The 21,296-nt window shown below is 62.9% G+C and carries 18 protein-coding genes; 9 read left to right on the top strand and 9 right to left on the bottom strand.

Features of this window, described 5'->3' with window-relative positions; translation table 11 throughout:
- Nucleotides 1-147 precede the first annotated feature (147 nt).
- Entirely contained in the window at nt 148-1,071 is a 924-nt protein-coding gene (locus tag ACX80T_RS09455; protein WP_024477419.1) for a LysR family transcriptional regulator, read from the top strand.
- Here the strand turns inward: ACX80T_RS09455 and metE are convergent.
- A complete protein-coding gene (gene metE, locus ACX80T_RS09450; protein WP_024477420.1) occupies nt 1,068-3,383 on the bottom strand; it encodes a 5-methyltetrahydropteroyltriglutamate--homocysteine S-methyltransferase in 2,316 nt (771 codons plus the stop codon). The two genes, ACX80T_RS09455 and metE, sit on opposite strands and share 4 nt — an antisense overlap.
- Before the next feature lie 28 nt (nt 3,384-3,411).
- Complete coding sequence (locus tag ACX80T_RS09445; RefSeq protein ID WP_116778113.1) at nt 3,412-4,329, bottom strand: methylenetetrahydrofolate reductase; 918 nt, start codon at nt 4,327-4,329, stop codon at nt 3,412-3,414.
- A gap of 289 nt (nt 4,330-4,618) precedes the next feature.
- Between ACX80T_RS09445 and ACX80T_RS09440 the strand changes: the two genes are divergently transcribed.
- A complete protein-coding gene (locus ACX80T_RS09440) occupies nt 4,619-5,737 on the top strand; it encodes an FUSC family protein (protein WP_084442932.1) in 1,119 nt (372 codons plus the stop codon).
- Here ACX80T_RS09440 and ACX80T_RS09435 read toward each other — a convergent pair.
- A complete protein-coding gene (locus ACX80T_RS09435; RefSeq protein WP_024477422.1) occupies nt 5,703-6,809 on the bottom strand; it encodes an App1 family protein in 1,107 nt (368 codons plus the stop codon). The genes ACX80T_RS09440 and ACX80T_RS09435 overlap by 35 nt on opposite strands.
- A 52-nt stretch (nt 6,810-6,861) precedes the next feature.
- On the opposite strand from ACX80T_RS09435, the gene ACX80T_RS09430 reads away from it, so the two are divergent.
- Together ACX80T_RS09430 and ACX80T_RS09425 are read left to right on the top strand one after the other, a co-directional pair.
- Nucleotides 6,862-7,599, top strand: a complete 738-nt coding sequence (locus ACX80T_RS09430) for a M50 family metallopeptidase (protein WP_024477423.1) — start codon at nt 6,862-6,864, stop codon at nt 7,597-7,599.
- A 326-nt stretch (nt 7,600-7,925) separates the two neighbouring features.
- Entirely contained in the window at nt 7,926-9,284 is a 1,359-nt protein-coding gene (locus ACX80T_RS09425; RefSeq protein ID WP_459304264.1) for a diguanylate cyclase domain-containing protein, read from the top strand.
- Here the strand turns inward: ACX80T_RS09425 and ACX80T_RS09420 are convergent.
- The gene (locus ACX80T_RS09420; RefSeq protein WP_019482502.1) at nt 9,277-10,887 is read right to left on the bottom strand and encodes a cellulase family glycosylhydrolase; all 1,611 of its coding nucleotides are present in this window, start codon (nt 10,885-10,887) and stop codon (nt 9,277-9,279) included. The genes ACX80T_RS09425 and ACX80T_RS09420 overlap by 8 nt on opposite strands.
- 160 nt (nt 10,888-11,047) lie before the next feature.
- Between ACX80T_RS09420 and ACX80T_RS09415 the strand changes: the two genes are divergently transcribed.
- A complete protein-coding gene (locus tag ACX80T_RS09415) occupies nt 11,048-11,323 on the top strand; it encodes a hypothetical protein (protein ID WP_019482503.1) in 276 nt (91 codons plus the stop codon).
- 9 nt (nt 11,324-11,332) lie between these two features.
- On the opposite strand, the gene ACX80T_RS09410 is transcribed toward ACX80T_RS09415, so the two are convergent.
- Complete coding sequence (locus tag ACX80T_RS09410) at nt 11,333-12,349, bottom strand: NAD(P)-dependent alcohol dehydrogenase (RefSeq protein ID WP_237715258.1); 1,017 nt, start codon at nt 12,347-12,349, stop codon at nt 11,333-11,335.
- A gap of 150 nt (nt 12,350-12,499) precedes the next feature.
- Here ACX80T_RS09410 and ACX80T_RS09405 point away from each other — a divergent pair, with 150 nt between their 5' ends.
- The 3 genes from ACX80T_RS09405 (at nt 12,500) to ACX80T_RS09395 (ending at nt 14,772) form a co-directional block, all read left to right on the top strand.
- Entirely contained in the window at nt 12,500-13,426 is a 927-nt protein-coding gene (locus ACX80T_RS09405; protein WP_024477426.1) for a 5'-3' exonuclease, read from the top strand.
- A 117-nt stretch (nt 13,427-13,543) separates the two neighbouring features.
- Nucleotides 13,544-13,903: a VOC family protein gene (locus ACX80T_RS09400; protein ID WP_019482507.1), complete on the top strand. Its 360-nt coding sequence runs from the start codon at nt 13,544-13,546 to the stop codon at nt 13,901-13,903.
- Nucleotides 13,904-14,106: 203 nt separating this feature from the next.
- Nucleotides 14,107-14,772 (top strand): hypothetical protein, encoded by a 666-nt coding sequence (locus ACX80T_RS09395; RefSeq protein ID WP_024477427.1) that lies wholly within the window; start codon nt 14,107-14,109, stop codon nt 14,770-14,772.
- A 39-nt stretch (nt 14,773-14,811) separates the two neighbouring features.
- Here the strand turns inward: ACX80T_RS09395 and ACX80T_RS09390 are convergent, their stop codons facing one another.
- The 4 genes from ACX80T_RS09390 to ACX80T_RS09375 all read right to left on the bottom strand — a co-directional run bounded on the left by ACX80T_RS09390 (nt 14,812) and on the right by ACX80T_RS09375 (nt 19,077).
- On the bottom strand, nt 14,812-16,065 hold the full coding sequence (locus ACX80T_RS09390; protein ID WP_019482508.1) for an ABC transporter permease: 1,254 nt from the start codon (nt 16,063-16,065) through the stop codon (nt 14,812-14,814).
- Nucleotides 16,062-16,943, bottom strand: coding sequence for an ABC transporter ATP-binding protein (locus ACX80T_RS09385; protein ID WP_019482509.1), 882 nt, complete (start codon nt 16,941-16,943; stop codon nt 16,062-16,064). Before ACX80T_RS09385 ends, ACX80T_RS09390 begins: the two co-directional genes overlap by 4 nt.
- A gap of 81 nt (nt 16,944-17,024) precedes the next feature.
- Nucleotides 17,025-17,714: a response regulator transcription factor gene (locus tag ACX80T_RS09380; protein ID WP_019482510.1), complete on the bottom strand. Its 690-nt coding sequence runs from the start codon at nt 17,712-17,714 to the stop codon at nt 17,025-17,027.
- Between the two features lie 16 nt (nt 17,715-17,730).
- Nucleotides 17,731-19,077 carry a sensor histidine kinase gene (locus ACX80T_RS09375; protein ID WP_019482511.1) on the bottom strand — a complete coding sequence of 449 codons (1,347 nt, stop codon included), beginning with the start codon at nt 19,075-19,077 and terminating at the stop codon, nt 17,731-17,733.
- A 289-nt stretch (nt 19,078-19,366) separates the two neighbouring features.
- Between ACX80T_RS09375 and ACX80T_RS09370 the strand changes: the two genes are divergently transcribed.
- The coding region (locus ACX80T_RS09370) for a S8 family peptidase (protein WP_459304263.1) at nt 19,367-21,296 on the top strand (1,930 nt) is incomplete at its 3' end.

Here is a 21,296-nt window from a genome sequence, read left to right as displayed (position 1 = left end):
GTCAACTCGCCACTACAGGCCTCCTAGAAGGAAAACGCCTGTTGTAAATATAGTTTGGTAAGTGTTCGGAGACGGACGATTTCCGGATTGGTGCAATGGATCAGGCCAGACGGCAGGGATAAAGCGTCAGCTGACGAAAGGATTGCCGTGGTTAACCCAGTGCATTTGCGCACTCTTCTGGAGGTCATTCGCCTCGGATCCTTTACTGCTGCTGCGTCCCGGTTGGGGTATACGGCGTCGGCCGTGTCGCAGCAAATGTCAGCCCTGGAGCGGGACACCGGTGCCACCCTGTTCGAACGGTCGGCGCGGAGCGCGATACCCACCGAGGCGGCGGTGGTCATGGCACGTCACGCCGCGAAGGTTCTCACCGATATTGACGCCCTGCTGGCGTCCACCGCGCGTGCCGAGGCGGAGTCCACCCAGGAGCTTCGGTTGGGGATCTTTCCGAGCCTGGCGACCTATGCCCTGCCGCGGCTACTGGGAACCCCTGAGTGGCGACGCCTGGGGATCAGTCTGAAGGTGTACGTGGCCGAACCCGGCCAGACCATCCAGGGTTTGCGGGCCGGCGGCGAGCTCGATTTGGCGTTGGTGTTCCAGGTGGGCCAGGGTGGGCTGGCATGGCCGTCATCGGTCAGCCGGCAGTGGATCGGGGACGACAATTTCCGGGTCGTGCTACCCGCGGCCTGGGGCATTCAGCCGGGGGCGGCGGTGAGCGCCGACCAGCTGTCCGACATGCCCTGGATCATGCACCACCCGGGAACCGCTGATGCCACGGTGATTGAGCGGCTCTTTGCCAGCTGCAACCTGCACCCCCGGGTGGTGGCGTATTGCGACGATTTCAATGCCAGCCTCGAGCTGGCAGCGGCCGGGCTCGGCGCCGCGCTGGTTCCTGAACTAGCGATGACGCACGGCCCGGCCGGTGTGGTGGCTCTTGATGTCCCGGAGATTCGTCTCGCGCGGAGCATTTTCGCGCTGCAGATCGGTGACAAGCAGACCACCAGGGTGAGGCTTTTCATGGACCAGCTGGCAGGCATCCTCAAGGCACAGAGCATCGAGCCGATCCGCCGCTAGAGCTGGGCCCGCACCCGGGCCGCAGCGTTGACCAGATTCCGCAGCGACTCAATGGTCTCGGCGTATCCCCGGGTTTTCAGCCCACAGTCCGGGTTCACCCAGATCTGGCGGGCTGGCAGCTGCCGAACCGCCTTCTCGACGAGTGCTACCACCTCCTCCTCGTCGGGGATCCGGGGCGAATGAATGTCGTAGACACCCGGGCCCACTCCCCGGGCGAACTGCTGCTCCTGCAGGTCGTGGACCACTTCCATCCGTGAGCGGGCGGCCTCGATGGAGGTGACATCGGCATCCAGCCCATCGATTGCGTCGATGATGGCGCCGAACTCCGAATAGCAGAGGTGGGTGTGGATCTGCGTAGCCGGTGTTGCCCCCGCCGTCGCCAGCCGGAACGACGCCACCGACCAGGCAAGGTAGTCCGGCTGCAGCGCCTTCCTCAGTGGCAGCAGCTCCCGCAGCGCTGGTTCATCGACCTGGATGACACGGATACCGGCGCGCTCCAGGTCGCTTACCTCGTCCCTGAGGGCGAGTGCCACCTGGTTGGCGGTCTCCCGCAGCGGCTGGTCATCCCGCACAAACGACCACGCCAGGATGGTGACCGGTCCGGTGAGCATCCCTTTCACCGGCTTCTCAGTGAGTGACTGGGCGTACTCCGCCCATCGCACGGTGATGGCCTCCGGACGGCTCACATCGCCCCAGAGGATGGACGGCCGGGTGCACCGTGAACCGTAGGACTGCACCCACCCGTTCACTGTGACATCGAACCCGTCCAGGTTTTCGGCGAAGTACTGCACCATGTCGTTCCGCTCCGGTTCGCCGTGGACGAGGACGTCGAACCCCAGGTCCTCCTGCAACGTGACCACCCGGGAAATTTCTTCCTTCATCAGGGTGGTGTACTGCTCGGCGGTGAGGTCGCCCCGGAGGAACCGGGCCCGGGCCGAGCGCACCTCGGCTGTCTGCGGAAACGATCCGATCGTGGTGGTCGGTAGCACCGGCAGTTGCAGGGCTGTTTCCTGCGCGGCCGTCCGCTCCTGATAGGCGACGCGGGTGAAGTCCGACGGCGTGAGCGACCCGAGGCGGTCCCTCACCTCGCTGCGGATCACGCCTTCGGCAGCAGCGCGAGAGGCACGCACAGCCGACGCTTCAGTTATTGCCGCGTCAATGGATCCCGCCGGTGAGTTATCGACCAGCCGGGACAGGGTGACGACCTCCTCCACCTTCTGATCAGCGAAGGCCAGCCACGTCCGCAGCTCGCGATTCAGCTGCGGTTCGTCCTCGACACTGTGCGGCACATGCTGCAGCGACGTCGACGTGGCGACGCTCACTCGGGTTACCGTCGCAGTGAGGGTGGACAGTGTTGTGGCCGCTCGCGCCAGATCGGCCTTCCAGATGTTGTGGCCGTCCACCACTCCGGCGACCAGGGTGGTATCCCCCAGGGCGGCAAGGTCGGCTGCAGCGGGCAGCTCGCCTTTGACCAGGTCGAGGTGGAGCGCGTCGATCCCAGCACCCCCGAGGATGGGCAGTAGACCGCCCAGCGAGCCGTACTGGGTGGTGACGAGCACCGCGGGTCGTACCTTCGCAGCGGTGAGGAAACGGTAGGCCCGTTCGACGGCGCCAGCCACCTCGGAGGCGGGAACCGCCTGGTCTGCCACCAGGGCAGGCTCTTCCAGTTGCACCCACTGCGCGCCCGCTTCGGCCAGCTGTTCGAGCAACTGAATGTACAGCGGCAGTAGGTCATCTAGACGACTGAGCGGGTCGAACCCTGCCGGCGCTTCGTCGGCTGCCTTGCTCAGCAGCAGGAACGTGACCGGACCGATTATGGTCGGGCGGACGGTCAGACCCTGTTCGGCCGCCTCCGCGACGTTGCGGAGTATCCAGTTGTTGGCGAGCGTGAAGCGGGTGTCTGGCCCGATTTCGGGAACCAGGTAGTGGTAGTTGGTGTCGAACCACTTGGTCATTTCCAGAGGCTGCCGGCCGGCGTCGCCACGCGCCAGGGTGAAGTAGGCGTCCAGGCCGAGCTGGCCGCCGTCGTCGTAGAGGTCCTGGAACCGGTCGGGAACGGCGCCGAAGGTCGCGGCCGTGTCGAGCACCTGGTCGTAGAGGGAGAATGACGCCGGGATCGCCGACGTGGATTCCCCCAGGCCGAGGCCGGAGAGGTGCCTGTAACCGTTCAGCCGGAGGTGCCGCGTGGTGTCCTCCAACTGGGGGGCCGTACTCGTTCCCGCCCAGTAGGCTTCGACTGCCTTTTTGAGTTCGCGGCGGGGACCAATACGGGGGTAGCCGACGATGGTGGCTGCGGGGAATGCTTTGCTCATGAGTTGGGTCCTTCGGGAGTGGGAGGGATCAGGCGGATCGGCTGAGACCTGGTGCTGGGGGGCGGCTGAGCTCGAGCCGGTCCAGGACGTCAAGTGCCGCGCCATGTTCGTTGAAGGTGTAGATGTGGAGGCCCGGGGCGCCGTCGTCGAGCGCCGCATGGGCGAGGTCCACGGTGGCCTGAACGCCGATGCGGCGCCGCGCGGCGTCGTCGTCGGCGTTCATCAGCCGGTCCCTGAGCGTGACGTCAACCTCGATTCCCGCGAGCTCGCTGAGACGCTCCAGCCGCTGCACGCTGGTGAAGGGGATGACACCGGGAATGATGGGAATCTCCACCCCGGCTCTGCGGGCGGTACGCAGGAGCCGACGGTAGTGATCGGGAGCGAAATACACCTGGGTGATCGCGAAGTCGGCGCCAGCGGACTGTTTGGCCAGCAGCACCTCGATGTCATGTTCGAGACTGGGCGATTCAGGGTGTTTGGTGGAGTAGGCGGCGACCCCGACGGCGACCTTCCCCGCACACAGGTGGGCTGTCAGCTGACGCTCCACCCGCCGGATCAGCTCCACCAGCTCGCTGGCATAGTGCAGCTCGCCTGCTGACAGTGACATGTCCTGGGGCCGGTCACCCCGCAATGCGAGGATGCCGCGCACCCCACGGGAGATCAGTTCATCGATCAGCTCCATGAGGTAGTCGCGTGAATTACCCACGCAGGTCAGGTGCGCCAGGGGCTTCAGGGTGGTCTCATCAAGCAGCCGCATGAGCAGACCGATGGCCGTGTCACGGTTGGAGCCGGACGCCCCGTAGGTGACGGACACGAAGTCGGGGCGGGTATCCTCAAGGGCTCTGATCGTCCGCCAAAGAGCCTCTTCGGCGCTGGCGGACCGGGGCGGGAAAAGTTCGTAGGACAGAGCGGGGTAGCTCTGCGGGGGCGAATGCGCGAAAGACATTTGTGTCCTTGTCGATAGGTCACTGCTGAAACGGTAGGCATCAGTTGAGTGAATAACCAGGAGGGACGCAGAGCTGAGTTCAGGCGTGGCGCGGCCGCGCACCACTTGAACTTCTGCGAACAAATGTCAGGCCCACATGGGGGCACCCACACTCTCCATCGGAGAGTCGCTGACCCGTTACTGAAGTAACTTGGGGGCTACGCTACGCCGTCGACCCGGCGGCATCAAGTATCGGCCGCGTAATACTGCGTCATTGGATGTATTCGGCATTGCTGGGAGAATAGCAAGCATGCTGAAAAAACCATCCGGTGCACGCCTGTTAACCCAAATGGGTGGGCTGGTCCGACACAAGCGGCTACTGCTGGCCGTCAAAGCTGCGCTTGCCGCGTCCATCGCCTGGCTGATCGCTCTGCAGGTTCCGGGAGTCGCTGCGGAGTATCCGTACTACGCGCCGCTCGGCGCCGTGGCCTGCATGTACCCAACCATCTCGGGTTCAGCCAAACAGGGATTCCAGATCCTTATCGGGCTGGCCATCGGGTTTGCCCTGGCGTTCCCTATCATTTTCCTGGGCGACCGCTCAGTGTTCTCCATCGCGCTGGTGGTTGGTTTTGGGGTGCTGGCCGGTGGTCTGCCGCGCATCGGTGCGGGCCGGGACTGGATTCCCATCGCCGCCCTGTTTGTGCTCCTACTGGGCGGCGACGATCCCGATGGGTACTCGTTCGGGTATCTGGTGCAGATGCTGGTGGGCGTGACCGTTGGGCTAATCGTGAACATCGTCATTGTCCCGCCCCTGCATCTCACTGGTGTGATCACTGGACTCGACAGCCTCAGGTCGGCGCTGTCCCTGCAGCTCAAGGACATGGGTGAGGCGTTGCGGGAACAATGGCCCCCCGAGCACGAGGAATGGGCCGACCGGCAGACCAAACTCACCACGTTCAGCCAGGAGGTGCGTACAGCGGTTCAACTGGCTGATTCGAGCCGCCACGGGAACATCCGTCAGTACCGTCACAAGAGAGACCTCGCTGCAGATTTCCACTCCCTGCAGTCGATGGAGCGAATCACTTTTTATGTGGAGGACATGACCGAGTTGCTCGCCGACGTCATCTGGCGATCACCGGAGACCACCCCGCTGCCCAAGCCCCTGGGACCGCCGCTCGCCCACGCACTGAACCTGACCGCCGCCGCTGTTGAAGAGTGGGACACCACAGCCGATTCGATGACCGATGCAGAAGCGGCGGTGGAAGACCTGATGGGGCACGTCAAACACGTCTCGCCGGATGATCGCATCGAAGCCACGGCTTCGATGGGCATGTCCCTAAGGCGCATCCTGCTGACCATCCACGCTGACGCTGGCCCCCAGGACCAGGAGGGAATTACTCTGCCGGCTCCTGAAACGAATGATCAATGATGCCAAGATCAGCGAGCTGCGCCGACATTCCAGCGCCATCCGGTGCATACACCCACGGAATATTCGGCGTCCGCGATGACGGTTTCGCGTTCGATCGGCCACCGGCCAGGACCGCCTCACCCATGGTGAGCTGGCGGATGGCGACCGCGCGCACATTCTGCGGGTAGTGGTCCGCGAAGTCGGCGTAAATTTCTTCATCATGCTGCCCGTTGTCACCGATGAGGAGCCACTTGATGTCGGGGAATTCGCCTGCGAGCCGTTTCAGAGAGCTGCGTTTATGCTCGGGTCCGCTGCGGAACCACCGGTCCCGGGTCGGACCCCAATCGGTGAGCAGTTTCGGACCCGCCGGGTAGAGGTTCCGGGAGAGGAACCGGGTCAGCGCGGGAGCAACATTCCATGCTCCGGTGGACAGGTAGAGCACGGGAGCACCGGGAGTCTCCTGGGTGATCCGTTCGAGCAGGACTGCCATGCCGGGCGTCGCCGCCCTGGCGTGCTCGTCCAGAACGAACGTGTTCCAGGCCGCCAGGAAGGGCCTGGGCAGGGCTGTGACCATCACCGTGTCATCAATGTCAGACACCACCCCGAAGGTGGTGCCGGACTCGATAATCCGCACCGGCGACTCAACCAGGATGTCATCGGCGGACCGCAACTTGATGGTGTGCCACCCGGGGGCAAGCTGCGCATCTATGCGCGCATCGACGATGCCGCCACGGTCGGCGGTCACCTCATGGATTTCCCCGTCAATCTCAACTGTGACTTTCGCGTAGCGCACCGGCGCGCTGGTGAAGTTGCGCCAGCCACGGATGCCCTCCTTGATGGTCTTCAGCACTTCGCCGCCCTTGATGGGCGCCATCTCCACTGGATCGGCAAGTACCACACGGGCGAGCACCCGAATCCAGGTTGCTGAGCCATAGCCGGTGTAGGGAATGATGGTCTCCACATGCCCACGCTTGATGGCGACATTGGTCTGGACCGAGTGCCAGGCGTCGTCGATCCGTAATCCGAGGTGGGTACGTTCCTTGACGCCGTCGCGCTGCGGGTCGGGCTGACTTGATGGGGTGCTCGATGACATGCCACTAGTCTTTCACGCCGGCGTACCCATTTTCGTTCAGTAGGGTGGTGCAATGATCGAGACGTGGTGGTACCAACTCCTGGGCGGATTCGCCCGGGCCGCGCCTCCGGAGATCACCGGTGTTGAGCTGCTCATCATGGTGATCGCTGCCGCGCTTCTCTCACTCCCCCGGGCAACCTGGCGGTATTTCGGCTTGTTCACCACCATCGTGCATGAACTCGGCCATGCGTTCGCCGCCCTCATGACGGGTCGTGTCCTCAAAGGAATCACCCTCACCATGGACCATGCGGGCACGACGACGACGATCGGCCGGCCGGGGTGGCGGTCCGCCTGGTCCGGCTTCTGGGGGTATCCGACGCCGGCTGCACTCGGGGCGGCCCTGACCTGGGCCGGGGTGAACGGCTGGGGTCCGGCGGCCCTGTCGACCGGCGCATTGATCCTCCTGGCGGCCCTGGCGTTCATCCGCAATGCTGGCGGTGTACTGATTCTTCTGGTGACAGTCAGTCTTTCGATGGTGCTGGTCCTGGCAGTGCCTGAGGAACTGACCGGGCACGTGGTGGTTGCCCTTGGTCTGGCCTTGCTGGTTGGTTCGGTCCGTGATCTTGGCAAGGTGCTCGCGGTCCATCTGCGACGGCGTCGGGAGCTCCAGTCCTCCGATGCTTACCTGCTCTATCGCAGCACCGGCGTCCCATCGCCGGTTTGGCTGCTGTTGTTCGCGGCTGTCATTGCCGGATCGCTCGTCGCTGCATGGATTTCACTCTCGGGGGAGATGGGTCCAGGAATCGCCTAGCATCATCAGCTTGTTCGCGGCCCGGCTGGCTGCTTCTCCGCAATTTTTCCGCTGTATCGGGTGGGATATACGTAAGATGACCGAATTGGGGCTACCGTAGGGATGCCACACTGATCGTGGCGCGGGCGCGTGGTGCGCTCCTCAACAGATTCGGGAGCATCTCGGTGATATTTCGGTGGGGGAAGTCTGTTCTCGCTGCATTTCCGCGTGGTTCGCGACTCCCTGATCCCGCATGGAACTCCCGACACCGGTTAATCGTCCTTTTCGCGCTGGTGGCATCCGGGATGGTCACCGTATTCGCCCTCGGTCTGGGGACCTCCCCGTGGATGGCTTTATCGCTCGGGGTTCCGCCGGTGGCTGTGGCCCTGGTGGCGTGGAAGGCTCCCATCGGTCGGAGGTTCAGTGCGTCGCTGAGCTCCGCCTCCCTAATGCTGATCGCCGCCCTCGTGGTGCATATCAGTGGCACCATCGAAGCCCATTTTCTGTTTTTCATTCTGGTCCCGGTGGTCGCCCTCTACGAGGATTGGGCCCCGCTGGCGACAGCATCTCTTCTGGTTCTCGGTTATCACGCCTTCATGGGTCTGCATTCCCCTACCGCGGTTTACAACCACCAGGCTGCCACCGACAGCCCGGTGGCATGGTCCCTGATTCACAGCGCGTTATTTCTGGCCATGTGCGTCACCAGCATTGTGCACTGGACCATCCATGAGCGCGCCAGACGCGAAGAGAATACTCTCCTGGATCGCCTCGCCGACCAGGCCCTCCATGACCCCCTGACGGGCCTTGCCAACCGAACTCTCCTTCACGATCGACTCAACCAGGCTCTCAGCCTGAGCCAGCGGACCGGGGCGTCGGTCATGGTGATCGCAGTCGACATAGACGGTTTCAAACCAGTCAACGATTCCTATGGGCATGCCACCGGAGATGCTCTCCTGGTCGAGCTCGCGCAGCGATTGGGGTCCTGCATCAGGGCCGGCGACACTGCAGCGCGCAACGGTGGCGACGAATTCACCCTGCTCCTCCCTGGCACTACCAGGGAGGAGGCCCCGGGTATGGCCGGGCGCATCCTCGCCGCCGTCAGTCCACCCTTCAGCCTGCCCGGCGTCGAGCTGGAAATGAGCGTCAGCGTTGGCCTTGCTGTCAGCTCAACGGGCACGGAGGGCGAAGCGCTCCTGCAGGAGGCGGACCAGGCGATGTATTCGGCGAAGCACAATGGGCGGGGTGGCTACGTCATCTTTGACAGGTCCCTCGTGCCGGGAACGCTCGGCACGATGACTGTCCACCCTGACCAGGCCCGCGGCTGGGTGGCATACACCCAGTCGCTCCGCGCCGAAATTGCTTCAGCCAAAGACCTTGGGCGGATTCCCGAGCAATCCCGCGGCCCGGAGACGGTCCGCCGTACCCTGGAATCGATCATTGCCGCAATCGACCAGTTGCCGCATGGTCCGCAGACAGCGAAGTTGCCGTTACCCGAACGAAACGCTCTCGAGGAGTTTGTCTTCCACCATGACCTGGTGCAGCACTGGGCCGACACCCTGCTGGCTGACTCAATCATTCAGGTTGAGCGGTCGGCGGAGGCCAACCTTTTCTGGCTTGCGCTACGGAGGTCAGCGATGAAGGACCACGGGGACCCCGGGAACAGCCCGGAGTCCGACGGGGACAACGTCCCCGTGGCAGCTACTTAGCGCTGACCGTGACTACCGGCTTGACCGGCGGCTTGGGTGCGTTCACTTGCAGACCGACCGTTGCCGTCTGACCCTTTCGCAGGGTTTTGGTCCAGTCCGAGCCGACACAGGTCACCGATTTCCTGGTCACCGACGTGCACTTCATCCCCCAGGAGTTGGCAACACTGATGACGTTGGGGTCGGTGAACGTCACCGACCACGAGTTCACGGCCCTGGAAGCACTGACCGATATCTGGGCGACATATCCCCCGTTCCACGAACTCTGCAACGACCACTTGGCGGCAACCGCGCTCGATCCTGTTCCCGGAACCGGGGTAGCCGTCTTGCTGGGTGTAGGGGCAGGGGCCGGCTTCGACGTTGGCGCAGGCGCGGCCGACTGGGTAGGTGTGGGCACCGCCACGGGCCGAAGGATGGGCTTCAGCGCGGCAAGTTTGGCGGTTTCCGGGGTACGCCAATCCGACTTTAGTAGTCCGCCAGTGTCGGAACTGTTGGGATTGAACGACCAGTAGGCGAAGCTTGTTCCGTTCGCTGCCAAATAGCTCACGAGCTTACCCATCCACTGCTTGTCAGAGGTGGTTTCCAATTTTGAACCGAATTCTCCGACCAGGACAGGCGCTATCCCGTTCTTGGAAATATAGCCCCAGTTGGCGTCCCAAATTCCCGGCAGATTCGCGGGGTAATTGGATGCCGAGAACCATTTTTGCGGATATACCGATGCCGGGTAATCGTGCGGTGAATAGACCACCTGGTTGGGTACCGTCAGCTTTACGGGTTTCTTGGCCACATCTGCGAGGCCGCCGCCCCACCAGGTCCAGGAGCCGTTGCCCTGGGCCTCGACGCCTTCAACGATGATCAGGAGCTTGGAGTTCACTGTTTGAACTGCCTTGCCAGCGCGGGTCGCGGCAGCGTGCCAGTCATGTGCGGGGTTCGAGCCGCCCCAACGTGCTACGCCGTGGGGCTCGTTGTGAAGGTCGAAGCCGATCACTGTGGGTTCGTTTTTGTACCGGGTGGCGAGCTTCTTCCAGTCGGCGATCCACTGCGCCTCGCTGTACTGGGGGGTGTACCAAAGCTCTGACTGAGCGGCCGAGGACGGGCGGTGTCGGTCAAGAATGACGTTTAGTCCCAAAGCCTTGGACTTGGCGATGAAAAGGTCCATCACCTGCTGTGGGGTCTTTTTCGCCAACTCCGGGTTGGCGTAGAAGTTGGTGTCAGAGCTGACTTTGCCGGTGGTGATGCACTGGTTGGAGTACGGCAGTCGAATGGTGTTGAAGCCCATCGACTTTATCTGCCGGAGCCCGTCATTGAGATTGATGGTCCACAGTCCGTGGGGGACGCAGTCGGGCGTCTCCAGGCCAAACCAATTGGCCGCCCTGATGACATAGGGCTTGTTTGCCGCGTCGCGAATTGTTCCGCCGTCAGTGTGCAGCCACCCCGCGCCCTTAGTGGACACATTTGCCGCGTGAACAACGTTCAAAGCTTCGGGAGCCGAAGCAGGCGGGACACCCCCGCAGCCTGCCAACGCAAGCATCACTGCCGCCATCGTTGCCGTAGCCGCCAGGAAACGCCCACGGAATCCCGCCCGAGTGCCGGAATGTTCAGCCATAAAATTCAGTTCCTTCTAAATGAGACCAGCTATTCCGGCAATAATCTCTCTGAGAATACGCTAGAAACGCTTCCGCCTGCCCGCAGGTTCGGGCACCCTGCGGAGACGTTGCCGTGGGTCACAGGGTATTCTTGATGCTGACGAAAGGGGCGGGGCACAGATGTCCAAAAGTAAGCGGAACGACTCGTCGACCGTCGACCTCCACCCGTGGCCGGTGCCGGTGAATAGCCGAGCCCTGCACATCGCGAAAATGGTCTTGGGTGCGGGGATGATTGTCCTGCTTCTCACCCAGGTGATGCCAGTGAACTTGCTGGGCGGAATGATGAATAACTTCTTCACCATTATTCTTTTACTTTCCTGGGCGGGCCCGGCACGGCGGATGATGCGCCGTTACTCATCGGGCGGGCGGAATAATCCCCCCGCTGAAGAACAGTAATTCGCAACGTTACACACGGACTGCGAGCTTCCCACTCACCGCCCCCTCTTCCAACCGACGCATAGCCTGCGGAGTCTGGTCCAGCGGATAGGTACCGCCAAGCTGCGGAGTGATGACGCCTGCCTCGACCAGGCCTCCCAGCAACTCCAGATCAGCGGAGCGCTCCTTGGCGACAAACATCCTGAGGTTTTGGCTGATAAAGGGAGACATCAGGACTGCCCGTAGCTGGCGCCCGATACCAATCCAGTCGCCAGCGCCTTCACCTCCGATAATGACAGCTGTTCCTTTGGATCTCAGCGCCCCTCGAAGGCGGTGCAGTGAGGAGTTGCCTCCTATGTCCAGGATCAAATCGTAATTCCGTCCCGCATGTGAGTAGTCTTCAGTGGTGTAGTCGACGACCTGGTCTGCCCCCAGGGACCTGACAAAATCCAGCTTCTGAGTGCTACACACCCCGGTGGTCTTGGCCCCGAAATGCTTCGCCAACTGGACGGCATAGCTGCCCACCCCACCTGAGGCGCCGATTACCAGAACTGACTGTCCGGCTTTGACCCGGCCCATCTCCCGCAGGGCCTGCAGCGCTGTCACAGCTGACACGGGAACTATCGAGGCACTCTCGGAGGACACGCCTGGCGGCTTATGCGCGAGCTTGTCCTCCCGGGCCACAGCGTATTCGGCGAACGCACCCGCGCCGATCCCGAACACTTCGTCCCCGATCCGAAACCCCCGGACGCCTGTACCGACGTCGACGACGGTGCCCGCCAACTCCTGACCGGAAACTGGCTGACGGGGTGTGCGCAGTCCGAAGACGAGGCGGAGCAGGTAAGGCTTGCCGGTCATGATGTGCCACGCTCCCCTGTCGAGACCGGCGGAACGCACCTGGACAAGCACCTGGTGAGGTGCCGGTGCAGGGCGCGGAATTTGTTCGAGGGTCAGCACAGAGGCAGCCCCGTACCCCCGCTGCACCATCGCGCGCATCATCGCGCCCTGCGGCAGGTTAACGCTGGTTTGCCTTTTTCTGGTCACCATAGCTGGCTCCATTCAGCAGTTTTCGCGCTTTTCCGATGAAGTACCATCTTGGTCCTCCGCACATAGTACTGAGGACGTGGGGACCATGGAGGAAATTTTCGCCGGCATTCTTGACCTTGTCTTTGAGCCCTCTCGTGAGAGGATCACGGTGTGGCTAACCGACTGATGCTCCTTGACACCGCGTCCCTCTACTTCCGCGCGTTTTACGGATTGCCCGATTCCCTGAGGGCTCCCGACGGAACTCCGGTCAACGCCGTGCGCGGCCTGCTGGATATGATCGCTCGGCTTGTCGCTGACTATGAGCCGACCCACCTGGTCGCTTGCTGGGACGACGATTGGCGCCCCGCCTGGCGGGTCGATCTCATCCCGAGCTACAAGGCCCACCGGATGGTCACCGCGGTGGCCGTCGGCGTCGACATCGAGGAAGTACCGGAAGGGCTGGTGGCCCAGGTGCCAATGATTCGTGACGCCCTGGCCGCCTTCGGAATTACGCTGGTTGGAGCTGCCGAGCACGAGGCCGACGACGTCATCGGCAGTCTGGCAGCCCAGGCCGAGTTCCCCGTGGACATCGTCACCGGTGACCGGGACCTCTTTCAGTTGGTCGACGATAGCCACGACGTTCGGGTGATCTACACCGCCCGTGGCATGAGCAAACTGGAAGTCCTGACTGACGCCACGGTTGTCAGCAAATATAAGGTGCTGCCGGGTCAGTACGCGGATTTCGCTGCATTGCGGGGGGATACTTCCGATGGCCTGCCCGGGGTGCCGGGAATTGGCGATAAGACTGCCGCCAGCCTGCTGCAGGAGTTCGTAGACCTGGACGGAATTGTTGCAGCTGCCAACGACCCTGGTTCCTCCATGTCCGCCTCCATGCGGGCCAAAATTGTCAAGGCAGCCGATTACCTGTCGGTGGCCCCCACAGTGGTCAACGTAGTCCGCGACCTCGACCTCGGGGAATTGAATGCGAGAATCCAGCCCCTCGATGCAGGTCATCTGGACCGGATCGAGCAGTTGACCACTGACTGGAATTTGGGCGGCTCCTCGGGGCGTGCCCTGAAGTCGTTGGGGAACAGCTGACCGGCTCCGCTGCTAGGCCGGCGAGGCGGTAAGCACCACGTTCTTGAACATTGTGAATCCGTTCACCCACCGGGCTTGCCTCTTCAATTTGGCCAGGTGCGGCAGTAAGCTTCCGGCATGGCCATCGCTCGCTATCCCAGTGTCGTCATTGACTGCCCCGATGCGGCGTCCCTCGCAACCTTCTACGGGGCACTGCTCGGGTGGAAAGTGGATGCCGACGACGGTTGGGCGGATATCCGCCCCGACGACGGGAGTAACTGCATCTCATTTCAGCAGGTGGCAGATTACCGACCTCCTGCCTGGCCGGACCAGGGCAGCCCACAGCAGATGCACTTCGACCTGATGGTTGAAAACCTGGACGAAGGCGAGGCTGTGGTCCTCGGCCTCGGCGGCACCAAGGCCGCAGTCCAGCCCGGTGAAACCTTCCGGGTCTTCCTTGATCCGGCGAGCCACCCCTTCTGCCTGTGTGTCGCGTAGACAGCGCCATGCAGATAGGATCCCTGGCTGATATCGAGCTGAACATTCCTGAGCAACTGATCCGCAACGGGTAGGAGCACACCACGAGGCACCAGGACGTTGTATAACGGTTGGCTCACGTAACCAAGTCGTGCTGTCGGTTGGCGCGCCGCATCGGTAGTGTCCAAGCTATCTACCGACCAATCCTTACGAAAGCACAGCCCGTGAAGAAGTTCTCGCCCCTTCTTGCCCTCCCCATCGCAGCCCTGCTCCTTGCCGGCTGCGTTTCCAACACTGAGCCCTCGGCGGAGGTGACCAGTTCAGAGTCGAGCGCCTCCCCCGCCACCACGTCGTCGGCCACCCCCACGCCGACCGCTGAGGGTTCGTCGTCGCCTGCGGAAACTCCTGACGCTCCCGAATCGGCTGGTCCCGTACCGGGCGCCGAACCGTCAACAGCACCGGCGCCCGAACCGACCGAGGACGCTACCAATGTCACAGCGCCGACAGAAGCGCCAATCACCGAAACGTCCGAACCTCCGATTCCCGGGTTGTCGGGTTCTTACGATGACCTCGAACTGGTCTCCACCTGGGATGGGCTACGGGTGGTCCGCCATGTCGGAACCACCTGGAACGTCGTCGGCTCCGGCTATGCACCCGGTGCGGAAATCCAGATGAACTTCGGACCCGCCCAAACCGATTCGTCGCTGATCGGATACCCCCTTGTGTATGCCGACGCCAACGGCAATTACACCTTCCAGATCAGCCTGGCACCAGATCTCGCGCCCGGCGATTACGGCCTCATGGCCATTCCTACGGGTCTTGGTTTCGAGGAGTCGGAGGCAGCCAAGCGGTTTGCCCTCATTGAGGTTGTCTCCACCTGGGCGCCGTAAACCGCCCAGGTGGAGACACCGCCGGCTCCCCTCGGGATGCTACTGCTCCAGCTTGATTGCTTTCCGTAAGCTCAGCGCCCCACCACCCTGCATGACTGCACGTCGGTAGATCTTCTCGCCGACGTGCAGCAAGGCAACGGCTGCCGCCAAGGCGATCACCAGTGATAGGAGTGGCTCCCAGAGAGCCACCGGCGAGTTCAGTACCCGGATCGGCATCGCCACCGATGACACCACGGGGAGGTAGGAAGCCACCACCAGGAGTTGGCCGGAGGCGAACAATCCGACAAAGAGAGCCGCAAAGATCAGGGCCATCACCGGCGTCGAATTATTGTTCAGATCCTCCGGCCTGCTCGCCAGCGACCCGAGAACAGCCCAGATCGCGGCGAGGATCAGAAATCCGAAGAGGAAGAACACCAGGAACCAGCCCGAAGCCGGAATGATACTTCCCACCAGATCGGCTGTGTCAGTCAGGTTCAGGGCCAGCAGGGCAGCACCGCCGTAGAGGGCTAGCTGGACCATGGCCAGGATGGTGTTGCCCAACACCTTGCCGTAGAGCAGTTGGCGGATCGGGATTGCGGTAGCCAGGATTTCCACCACCCGGTTCTGTTTTTCCTCGACCACCGAGTTGGCAATGGCCATGCCGAAGATGATTGATGCCATATAGAACAGGAAGCTGAAGACGAATCCGGCGATCGTAGCGAGCAACTGGTTTTCTTCGCTGCCTTCCAGTAGGGATTGTTCCAGGTCGGCCCCCGATAGCAGCTGCTCCGCCGTGGTTCCTGCCGCAGCGGCGTTCTGGCCCAACACATACTCGTTGAGCGACTCGTCAATCTGCTGGCTGATCCCCGAATCGACCTCGGTCTTTCCCGTGAGCTGCCAGCTACCGTCGGTTTCCCGCAGCAACGCAGCGTCAGCTTCCTCGGCACGTACCAGTTCCACGGCAGCATCCGCGGACGCTGCGACGACGGCGGTGAAGGTGACGTTCCCGTCGTCGGCCTGGCCCGCCTGATCGGCGAGCTCGACGACGGCAGCGGCCGCTGAATCGGACTGCACGGCAACCGTGAAGTCGTCGCCGCGGTTCATCATGAAGGCGTTGAACACAACGCCAGCGACGATCAGCACCAGCGTGACGACCGTGCTGATCGCATAGCTGCGATCCTTCGCCTTGATCATGACCTCACGCAGCGTCACGATCAGCCAGGGCGGTTGGGTTCCTGGTGGCTGCGGTCTGGGCCCCGATGCTGGCGACGGCGCGCCGCCGTCGCGCTCTTTGACTGGCGTTTCGGTGCTCATTGGGAGACCTCCCGGTAGATTTCGCTCAGGCTGGGCCTGATCCGGCTGAATTCGTGCACACTGCCGCGGGTCATCGCTGAGGCGAGCACGCGCTGCGCGGCGTCGTCGTCGTCGAATTCCACCACCGCGTCCTGTCCTGCGACGTCGATGACCCGCACCTCGGCTTCCTCACGCACCCAGCCGGCATCGGGGGTGACCGTCATCCGGTGGCGCCGGGGTGCTTTTGCCCGGAGGTCGTCGCCGGAGCCGGACGCTACGAGGCGCCCTTGCCGCAGGACCACCAGGTTGTCGCACAACCGGTCCACCAGGTCCAACTGGTGGCTGGAGAACAGCACCGGCACTCCGTCGGCTGTCCGGTCGCGCAACAGTTCGACCATCGAGTCGACTGCTACCGGGTCCAGCCCGGAAAACGGCTCATCGAGGATCAGAACCGTGGGCCGGTGAAGCAGCGACGCGGCAATCTGGACGCGCTGCTGGTTCCCGAGGGACAACGATTCGAGTTTGTCCTTGCCGCGGCCGCCGAGCTGAAACCGATCCAGCAGGTCCTGCGCTTGTGCCCGCGCGTCGGAGGCCGTCATCCGATGCAGTTGGCCGAGGTAGACCAGCTGATCGAGAATGGGCTGCTTCGGGTACAGTCCCCGCTCTTCGGGCATGTAACCAAAGGTTGACCGGTCGTCGGCTGTAATGGGTCGGCCGTCCATCAGCACCTGCCCACCATGCGATGTGAGCACCCCCATGATCATCCGCATAGTGGTGGTTTTACCGGCACCGTTGGCGCCAACAAATCCGGTCATCTGACCGGACGGGATGGTGAAGCTGACGTCGTCGACAGCGGTATTCTCACCGAATCGTCGCGTGAGGTTCTGGACCTGCAGCATGTGGTGTCCTCCTGTAGATTTCCCTGGAATCAACCCTAGGCAACGCCCCCGCCCGGGGGATGAGTCAAAAGGCTGAACCTGCTACTCCCCCGGACGGATGAGACCACTTTCGTAGGCGAAGACCACGGCCTGCACCCGGTCCCGAACCTGCACCTTCGCCAGCAACGATGACACATGCGACTTGACGGTGGCCTCCGCCAGAAAGAACCTACCGGCCAGTTCGGCATTGCTGAGACCGGTCGCCAGGCTGGAGAGAATTTCCTTCTCCCGCTGGGTCAGCGAGTCAAGCCGTTTGCGGAGTTCAGCGCTGGGCTGGGCACCGGGGGTGGTCTCCCCCGCAACCTCGAGGGACCTGGCGAAGCGTTCGATCACACGAACGGTCACCTCGGGTGCGAGCAGTGCGTACCCGCCGGCAACCGCCTGCACCGCGGCGATCAAATCGTCAGGATCGGCGTTCTTCAGGAGAAACCCGCTGGCACCACTGCGGATAGCGTCAAAGAGATAGTCATCGCGTTCGAAGGTAGTCAGGATGATGACTTTCCCGCGGCCGGCCCGGGTGATCAGCTCGGTAGCCTGGATGCCATCCATGAGTGGCATCTGCACGTCCATCAGGATCACATCGACCTCGTGCCGGTGGGCGAAATCAACCGCCTCCTGACCGTTGGTGACCTGACCGACCACCTCAATGTCCTCCTCGATGGAGAGCATGGTGGCGAAGCCTGCCCGAACCAGGGCCTGGTCATCGGCAAGCAGAACGCGGATCGAATCCATGGAATGTCTTTCTGGGTTAGTGAACGAGGAACCTGGCACGGACACGCCAGCCGCCTTCGGAGCGTGGTCCAATTTCGGCAGTGCCCCGGTGCAGTGCCACCCGTTCTCGGATGCCCTGCAGACCAAACCCGGACCCTGGCTCGGATTTGGGACGCGGCATCCCATTGTCCACTGTTTCGAGCTCGACCCACCGCTGGTCGCCGACGAGTCCGGTCCGCAGCGTCATCACCGCGGAACCGGCGGTCGAATGGCGCCGCACGTTGGTGAGCGATTCCTGGGCCGTCCGGAATAGCGAAAGGGCCAGTGGTGCCGAAACTCTGGCCAGTGCGCCGGGGATGTCTTCCACCATGCCAAACTTGACGGTCAGCCCAAGCTCCCGATGCTGGCGGGCCAGTGCTTCCAGATCGTCCAGGCCGGGTTCGGGGCGCCGCCCGCCGTCGTCGGTGTCGCCGAGATCGGTGCTCTCGGATCGGAGCACGCCAAGGAGGTTCCGCATATCCGTCACTGCTTGCCGGCTCGCTTGCTCGATGGTGCGCAGTGATTCGACGGCGACCTCCGGCCGCTTCTCGATAACCCGGCGTGCCGCACCCGCCTGAACGCCGATCACCGAGACGTGGTGCGCGACGACGTCGTGCAGTTCACGCGCGATTCGCAGCCGTTCCTCCACCACCGCACGCCTCGCCAGCTCGTCGGCCTGACGGGTGATCTCCGCGGCCTGTTCGGCGAGCTGGGTTCGCTGCAAGGCGTTGCGCCACGAGGTCATTCCGGCCAGGATGGCGCCGCCAAAGTAAGCGAAGTTCACCAGAAAGTTGTAAAGCGCCACCGATGCCAACGGATCGAGGATCCCGCCAACGAAATCAGGGTTGTCTTCACTCTGCGCCAGGACACCGTCGAAGGTGTTGGCCACCGTCAGGGCGAGGATGAGCCACAGGGCCATCGCCGCCACCACCACCGCGATGCCCAGCCACAACATCCGACGGTCCTTGGCCCACGCAATAGCCGAATACAGGGAGGCGAAATACGCCACCTGGTACGAGAGCTGAAGCGACACCAGGGGTGACAGCAGGCTCAGCCCGATGAAGAGGGCTGACATCGCCAGCATCACCAGGACCGGGTATTTGCGCCGGAGCACCAGGGGAACGATCATCAGTGCCAGCACTCCGTGCTGGACCCATACCGGGTGGTTGTCCTCCTCCACCATCCCAAAGCCGCGGGTCAGTTCCAGGGCGAACGCGCTGACCAGCGCGAAGATGACGACGCCGATGACGTCCCTGCGGAGCTCATCCTTTGTGGGACCGGGGCGTTCCCAGTTGTTGTCGTGGTCCCCGACCGTCTGGGATTTCAGCCGGGCGAGGAGGTTCACCGGTCCGGCCTTCCGGGAGCAGGGCGCGCGGGATCCATCATGAGTGCCAGTTTAGTCAGCGGGTGGTGCGCCCCGACTCCCCCGCACGGCCTAGTCCGATCGGATGACCTCCCCCCTCCTCGCTTTGGATCGAGTCAACACATATGGCAGGTTTGGTGCCGGAATGTGGCTATTTGTGTTGACTCGATCCGGGTTGGGGTGGGGCTGGGAAGTGGAACGCTGACCGGTTGTATGATTCCGGTGGGGGATGTCATGGTGGTCCCTTGACCTCGCTCTCAAGGAACTTGTTATGACGTTTGGCCCCAGTCCCCGGCATCCGAAAAGTTCCTGGCTGACTCGATCAATCGCTTCCGCTGCTGCTGCAGCCCTGCTGGCCGGGTCGATCACGGCGCTGCCCGCCTTCGCTGGGCAACAGTCCGACAAAACCGCTGGGGTTGCCGAGGCGCTGACTACGGACACCAATCCCGCAGACCATCCTGCTGACCGCTTCATTGTGAAGTTCGACGGCAACGGCGACGGCACCAGCGAACGGGGTAGGACCTACCAGAACACCGTCAACAGTCTCGGGATACCGGTCACCGAGGTAGGCGTCACCGTCGATGGTGCAACGGTGGTGGAAGCGACAGAGGACCTGACTGCCGAACAATCGGACGGCGTCGTCGCCGCTCTGGAATCGCGCGGGGATGTCGAATACGCCGAGGTCGATGTTTTCATGCAGCCGACGGCGATCGCCCCGGACGATGACCTGTACGACTCCCAGTGGAACCTGTTCGAGGCGGAGGCGGGGATGCGCGTCGATTCGGCCTGGGAGCGGTCAACTGGTGCGGGGGTGACGGTGGCTGTCATTGACACCGGGATTACGGAACATAGCGATTTGGCTGGGAACATCATTCCCGGCTACGACTTCATCACCAGCCCACAGATCGCCGGTGATAATGACGGCCGTGATTCAGACCCGACCGATGAAGGCGACCAGTGCAATTCCGATCCGTCGTCCTGGCACGGAACCCACGTAGCCGGAACGATTGGCGCCGTAGCGAACAACTCCCAGGGCATTGCCGGCGTCGCCTACGACTCACAGATTCAGCCAATCCGCGCTCTTGGAGCCTGCGGTGGGTACACCAGCGATGTTGCTGCCGCCACCCTCTGGGCCGCCGGCGGCAGCGTGCCAGGCCTCCCCCTGAACCCCACCCCGGCGAAGGTCATCAATCTCAGCCTCGGCGGCGCCGGCACTTGCGGGACAACCTTCCAGACCGCCATCAACTACGCAAACAGCCAGAACGCCGTCGTGATAACCGCCGCGGGCAATGAAAACACCTTCGCAAAATACACGACGCCAGCGAACTGCAACAACGTAGTTGTGGTCGGGGCCACCGGTCGTGAGGGAAACAAGGCCAACTACTCGAACCACGGGCCCGAAGTCGATGTAAGCGCTCCCGGCGGCGATGCGTCGACCGGCCGCTCCAGCGCAATCCTGTCCACCCTGAACAGCGGAGCCGCCGGCCCGGAGACCGAGAGCTACGGCTATCTACAGGGGACCTCGATGGCGACGCCCCATGTGGCGGGCGCCGCGGCGCTGATGCTGTCGGTTGATCCGTCGCTTACCCCGGCGCAGGTCGAGGCACAGCTCAAGGCGACCTCCCGCCCATTCCCTGGAGTTTGCTACACCGGAGGTTGCGGAACAGGGCTGGTTGATGCCGCGGCGGCAGTGAAAGCGGTAGCACCGGCCGTTAATCCGCAGCCATTCAGTGACGTTCCGGTGGGCATGAAGTTCCAGCGGGAAATGTCGTGGATGGCGGCCAGCGGAATAAGCACTGGGTGGACCGAATTTGACGGGGCCCGAGCATACCGGCCTCTGACAGCAGTGAACCGTGACGCGATGGCCGCGTTCATGTACCGCATGGCGGGCAGCCCGGCGTTCACTCCCCCAACAAGATCACCGTTTGCCGATGTGGATACCAGCCAGAAGTTCTATCTGGAGATGGCCTGGCTGGCATCCACCGGCATCAGCACCGGCTGGGCTGGACCCAATGGCACGAAAACCTACCGTGCCCTCACCCCAGTGAACCGTGACGCGATGGCCGCGTTCATGTACCGCATGACGGGCGGCCCGGCGTTCACTCCCCCAACAAGATCACCGTTTGCCGATGTGGATACCAGCCAGAAGTTCTATCTGGAGATGGCCTGGCTGGCATCCACCGGCATCAGCACCGGCTGGG

The sequence above is a fragment of the Arthrobacter sp. Sr33 genome, from assembly GCF_054511195.1.
This window is presented reverse-complemented; position numbering and strand designations above follow the sequence as displayed.

What these genes read in the sequence shown, in the direction of transcription:
- metE (WP_024477420.1), bottom strand. Translation starts at nt 3,383, where the DNA reads ATGAGCAAAGCATTCCCCGCAGCCACCATCGTCGGCTACCCCCGTATT.
- ACX80T_RS09445 (WP_116778113.1), bottom strand. Translation starts at nt 4,329, where the DNA reads ATGTCTTTCGCGCATTCGCCCCCGCAGAGCTACCCCGCTCTGTCCTAC.
- ACX80T_RS09440 (WP_084442932.1), top strand. Translation starts at nt 4,619, where the DNA reads ATGCTGAAAAAACCATCCGGTGCACGCCTGTTAACCCAAATGGGTGGG.
- ACX80T_RS09435 (WP_024477422.1), bottom strand. Translation starts at nt 6,809, where the DNA reads ATGTCATCGAGCACCCCATCAAGTCAGCCCGACCCGCAGCGCGACGGC.
- ACX80T_RS09430 (WP_024477423.1), top strand. Translation starts at nt 6,862, where the DNA reads ATGATCGAGACGTGGTGGTACCAACTCCTGGGCGGATTCGCCCGGGCC.
- ACX80T_RS09425 (WP_459304264.1), top strand. Translation starts at nt 7,926, where the DNA reads ATGGCTTTATCGCTCGGGGTTCCGCCGGTGGCTGTGGCCCTGGTGGCG.
- ACX80T_RS09420 (WP_019482502.1), bottom strand. Translation starts at nt 10,887, where the DNA reads ATGGCTGAACATTCCGGCACTCGGGCGGGATTCCGTGGGCGTTTCCTG.
- ACX80T_RS09415 (WP_019482503.1), top strand. Translation starts at nt 11,048, where the DNA reads ATGTCCAAAAGTAAGCGGAACGACTCGTCGACCGTCGACCTCCACCCG.
- ACX80T_RS09410 (WP_237715258.1), bottom strand. Translation starts at nt 12,349, where the DNA reads ATGGTGACCAGAAAAAGGCAAACCAGCGTTAACCTGCCGCAGGGCGCG.
- ACX80T_RS09400 (WP_019482507.1), top strand. Translation starts at nt 13,544, where the DNA reads ATGGCCATCGCTCGCTATCCCAGTGTCGTCATTGACTGCCCCGATGCG.
- ACX80T_RS09390 (WP_019482508.1), bottom strand. Translation starts at nt 16,065, where the DNA reads ATGAGCACCGAAACGCCAGTCAAAGAGCGCGACGGCGGCGCGCCGTCG.
- ACX80T_RS09385 (WP_019482509.1), bottom strand. Translation starts at nt 16,943, where the DNA reads ATGCTGCAGGTCCAGAACCTCACGCGACGATTCGGTGAGAATACCGCT.
- ACX80T_RS09380 (WP_019482510.1), bottom strand. Translation starts at nt 17,714, where the DNA reads ATGGATTCGATCCGCGTTCTGCTTGCCGATGACCAGGCCCTGGTTCGG.